The 4,241-nt window shown below is 56.3% G+C and carries 5 protein-coding genes; all 5 read right to left on the reverse strand.

Annotation, left to right across the window (positions count from 1 at the left end; all coding sequences use genetic code 11):
- Positions 1-1,134: MlaD family protein (locus VEI50_13280; protein ID HXX76096.1), on the reverse strand; the 1,134-nt coding region annotated here is incomplete at its 3' end.
- Complete coding sequence (locus VEI50_13285) at positions 1,127-1,759, reverse strand: paraquat-inducible protein A (GenBank protein HXX76097.1); 633 nt, start codon at positions 1,757-1,759, stop codon at positions 1,127-1,129. The genes VEI50_13280 and VEI50_13285, both read right to left, overlap by 8 nt.
- On the reverse strand, positions 1,756-2,364 hold the full coding sequence (locus VEI50_13290; GenBank protein HXX76098.1) for a paraquat-inducible protein A: 609 nt from the start codon (positions 2,362-2,364) through the stop codon (positions 1,756-1,758). The genes VEI50_13285 and VEI50_13290 overlap by 4 nt, the downstream gene beginning before the upstream one ends.
- Before the next feature lie 51 nt (positions 2,365-2,415).
- Positions 2,416-3,108: a DUF3313 domain-containing protein gene (locus VEI50_13295; GenBank protein HXX76099.1), complete on the reverse strand. Its 693-nt coding sequence runs from the start codon at positions 3,106-3,108 to the stop codon at positions 2,416-2,418.
- Between the two features lie 111 nt (positions 3,109-3,219).
- A complete protein-coding gene (locus VEI50_13300; protein HXX76100.1) occupies positions 3,220-4,017 on the reverse strand; it encodes a DUF4410 domain-containing protein in 798 nt (265 codons plus the stop codon).
- Positions 4,018-4,241: the final 224 nt, after the last annotated feature.

A 4,241-nucleotide genomic window follows, 5' to 3' on the forward strand; every position in this document is an offset into this window, starting at 1 on the left:
TGCGGTCAATCGATCGAGCCGGTCCTTCTGTTCGGCTGGTGTCGGATCTGCCACCCCTTGCCGCATCATCGCTCGCATGCGACCAGGATAGAGAGCGACATCAACCGGGAATAAGAATTGCGCGCTTTGCTCGTCGAACTCTACCTTGATGGCTTTCACTTCACCAAGGATCATGCCGTTAACCTCGACCGCAGAACCCACTGTCAACCCACGCAGCGACTCCTTAAAGTACATCGTAAATACCAGCGTTTCCCGATCCGGCTGCTTCAGTGCTGCTTCGCGATCGGGAAAGAGTGGAAAGACCGTATCGGCATCTGCTTCAGGCAGCGCACCCGAGTCGGCCGGCGCCTCGAAGGCGAGGCCGCCGAGCAGGATCGAGAATAGTCCCTCGGTATTGACCTTCAGGCCTGAGGCGTCAGCAGTGATATCGATCCCGCTTACGTCCCAGAAGCGCGTGTTGGCGGTCACAAATCTGTCATACGGCGACTCGACAAAGATTTTCAACGTGACGCCCGAGCCGTCCTGGTTCAACTCACTGGATGCCACCTTTCCCACCGCAATCCGCCGAAACAAAACCGGCGTCCCAATCTCATGTGACCCGAGGTCCTTGCCTTGAAGGATGAACTGGCGGCCAGGGATATCTCTGGTGACGAGCGGCGCCACTTCGAGGCCTTCAAACTCCCTACGCGGAACTGAGGACTTACCGCGATCCATCTCAATGTACGATCCTGAAAACAAGGTTCCGATCCCCGACACCTGCCCTCCCGCGATCCGCGGTTTAGCAATCCAGAACCTGGCATCTTCAACAAGATGGGGCTCGACCCCCTTGTGAAACTCCACCGTCACGACAACGTTTTGGAGGTCCTTGGTGAAGCCGACGGATTTCACCTCCCCGATGTCGATGTTCTTGTACTTGACCTTTGTCTTGCCTGCCTCGATCCCCTCTGCCGTCTTGAACGTAATGGTCACCGTGGGGCCTTTCTCGAGAATGGTTTTGACCGCCAGCCAGCCCCCGATCAGAGCGGCAACGATCGGAATCAGCCATACGAGCTGAGGTGACGACCGTCGCTTTTTCACCGCCACCGCCGTCGGAACGTCCTCTAACGCTGTACCCCCGCGAGATCCTTCAAACATGATGTGTCTCCTCGGGCTCCCAGAGGAGCCTCGGATCAAACGACATTGCAGCAAGCATCGTCAAGACCACCACGGCACCGAACGCTGCCGCAGCCGGACCTGGTTCAATCGTTGCCAGGGATTTTAGTTGCACAAGCGCCACGAGAATCGTCACCACGTATACGTCCAGCATCGACCAGGGACCAACGAACTCCAGCACCCGGTAGAGCTTCGTGCGTTCCAAGGCTCGTTCAGTCCACCCCAACTGTACGGAAATGGCGAGATACGTGAGGGAGAGGATTTTTGCGAGTGGCACCAGGACGCTGGCGATGAAGACCACCAGTGCGAGATGCCATGAGCCTGAATGCCAGAGATACACGACACCGCTCATGATCGTGTCCGATTGAGACCCGAACAACGAGCCAGTTTTCATGATCGGCAAGACATTGGCTGGGACATACATAATAGAGGCGGCGATAAGGTACGCCCACGTTCGCGAGATGCTGTTGGGTTTCCGAGGATGGAGCGATGCGCCACAGCGGCGACAACGCATCTCGTGAACTCCCGGAATCAGTTGGGACAAGCCGCCACATCCGTGGCAAGCACACAGTCCCATGTGACTCGCGGTCACGGCAGACTCGCTCATTCGCTCTCCTTCAGCAGGCTCCACAATGCATGCGCATTGAAATTAGCTATCGCCGCGGTCAGTGATAAAATCAGCCCCCCAAATGCCCAGAGGGCGATACCAGGGACGACATGTGCGAGGTGGGCAAGCTTGACCAGCGCCACCAGCACGCCGAGGATGAACACTTGCGTCATACTCCACGGTCGGACAGATTGCAGGATGCGGAGGATTGACTTTGCCTCCTCGGGCAGCCATCCAAACTTCAGCGGCAAGAGCAGATACAGCATCATCGAAATTTCCATTGCAGGGATCAGGATGGTCGTGCCAAAAACGAGCGCTGCCACGCCTTCCATATTATTGTCCCATATTCGTTCGACCGCTCCGTAGAGGCTGGTTGCATTCAGGGTTCCTTGTACTTCCAAACCCACAATGGGAAAGATATTCGCGACCACAAAGAGGATGGCCGCTGCGAGCGTCCAAGCGAGTCCCCGATCGACCAGGTCCGGTGTGTCGCGAAACAGCACCGCATCGCATCGCTGGCAACAGGCGACGCCACCTGGCGGGAGGATCGGCTCCCGTTGCAAGAGATCACATTCGTGACAGGCGGTCAGTGCAAAATCAGCCATTCGGTGCTACCTTATCGACGCGTCCCGGTTCCTTCCTATAACCCGAAAGCACTAGGCTTCCGGCTTCATCAGATCGCATCCTGGCACTCGACGTTCGAGACACAGGCGCCAGCGAAGCTGTTTGGCCCAATAGGTAAACGCTTCTTCCACGTCAGTCCACCTGTGAAATCCCTTGGTCACGTACTTTCCGCCTCCGCGACGATCTACGGCGGTGCCCAATAGCTCACCGGATTGAGAATCCGTAATTTTGATTTCAACGGATGCGGCGCCGACGAACGATTCGGTGCCGCTGGCCCATCGCTTTCCTTCAGAAATGAGCCGTGTTCCCGGATAGAGAGTGGTGATGAGATCGAGGACGGGCATGCTGGTTCCTGCTTCCGTGACCGCTGTCTGGATACGGAGGACGCCAACGCCTTGACCACTCGTCATTTTATAGTCTTTGCGAAGTTCTTCATCCAGCCGCGACCAGACAATTTTCGCTAGATACTCCGCGTCTTCCTCGTTTAATTGGGTCTTCTCCCCCTTCCAAATTTGCACGGGCTCCAGGAGAATCTCTGTATATGACCGCCACTTGTCATAGTCATTGTCATACTTGCGATAGACAAGGGACGCTTCCCCCTCTTCACCCTTCTTCAGCAACGAATAGTCACCGAGGAATCCGGATTGTTTCGGCTCGGCTTGGTAGGTACTCGCGCAACTGGTCAGTGTGATGGAACAGGAAAGGATTAAGATCCAGGAGGGCATCCTTATCATCTCCTCCCTAAGAAAGAAAAGGGATGGGGCCGGAGGAACACCATATCAAAACACTCGACAAAATGAAAAGCCTGTCCGCGCCTGGCCAAGCCGGTCTTGGACCTATGGTCGATCCGCATTTTTCACTTTTCCTCGGTCAATCCAGCCCTGTCGCCCGAAGAATTCGGACATGAAATTCGCAGCCTGCTCGGCGCTCTTCGCAGTCATGACCCCCATGCTGGACCGATATGATTTGGCTCCTCCAATCGCTGCATTCACCCCGACCACCGCACCCGCACCGGCTCCAGCCGCTGCGCCGGCTCCAGCCGTTACCGCCGCACCGGGCATCGAACCGCTATCGGCATGGGTTTCGAATTCCAGGAGCTTCGTCGGAGCAATCTCTGGCTCGGACCGGGACGGATCCAATCCGTACCCGTATAACTGAACGCGAATGTCGACCTTAGACTGTCCCGACCCGAAGCCGATCACTAATCGTCTGGCTCTATTCCCCTCGTCGACGTCGAGAAATTGTCCGGTGATGCCCAGAGAACCTTTGGGCAATGGAGTCGTGCCGGACACCTTCTTAGCCGGTAATCCAAGGTTCTGAATCCTTTCCACGAGTTCATCCGCCGCAACCGTCTGGACCTCTTCGGCGATTTCTGTCTCGTGCTCCAACGTCGTTGTTCCTGAGATCTCATTCACCGTGCCCTGGAGCAGTCCTTGATTTTCTTTTACCTGCTGCCGCGTCACAGCAAAGTTGTAGACAAAAATCTCGGAGGGCCGCTGCAAGCGAGTCCTCGCGCTCTCATATTCAGATTTGACGACAGTTCCTGCGCAGCCTAAGGCCATGACTGCGGCAAGAAGACCCAACGCCATGTGCATACCGCCCTTCCCGGTCCGAGTTAACACGACCTGCCACATAGCGAACCTCCTTCCCTTCCTACGGCCGCTTTTCTCTTCGATTGAAGTGAATGAAACGTACTCACAATTCTCAACCAGGAAGTGACGCTCTTTCGTCAAGCAGGGAGTCACGAATGGGATCGAGCGGTGAGACTCAAGAACTCAGCGAATCGCCACCGGCGTCGCCTCCATCGGTTCAGCCGCTTCTCCACGACCTCCCGCAGCCTGCATCTTCTTACCAGCCA

The organism is Nitrospiraceae bacterium (assembly GCA_035623075.1).
In the GTDB taxonomy this organism is placed as follows: domain Bacteria; phylum Nitrospirota; class Nitrospiria; order Nitrospirales; family Nitrospiraceae; genus DASPUC01.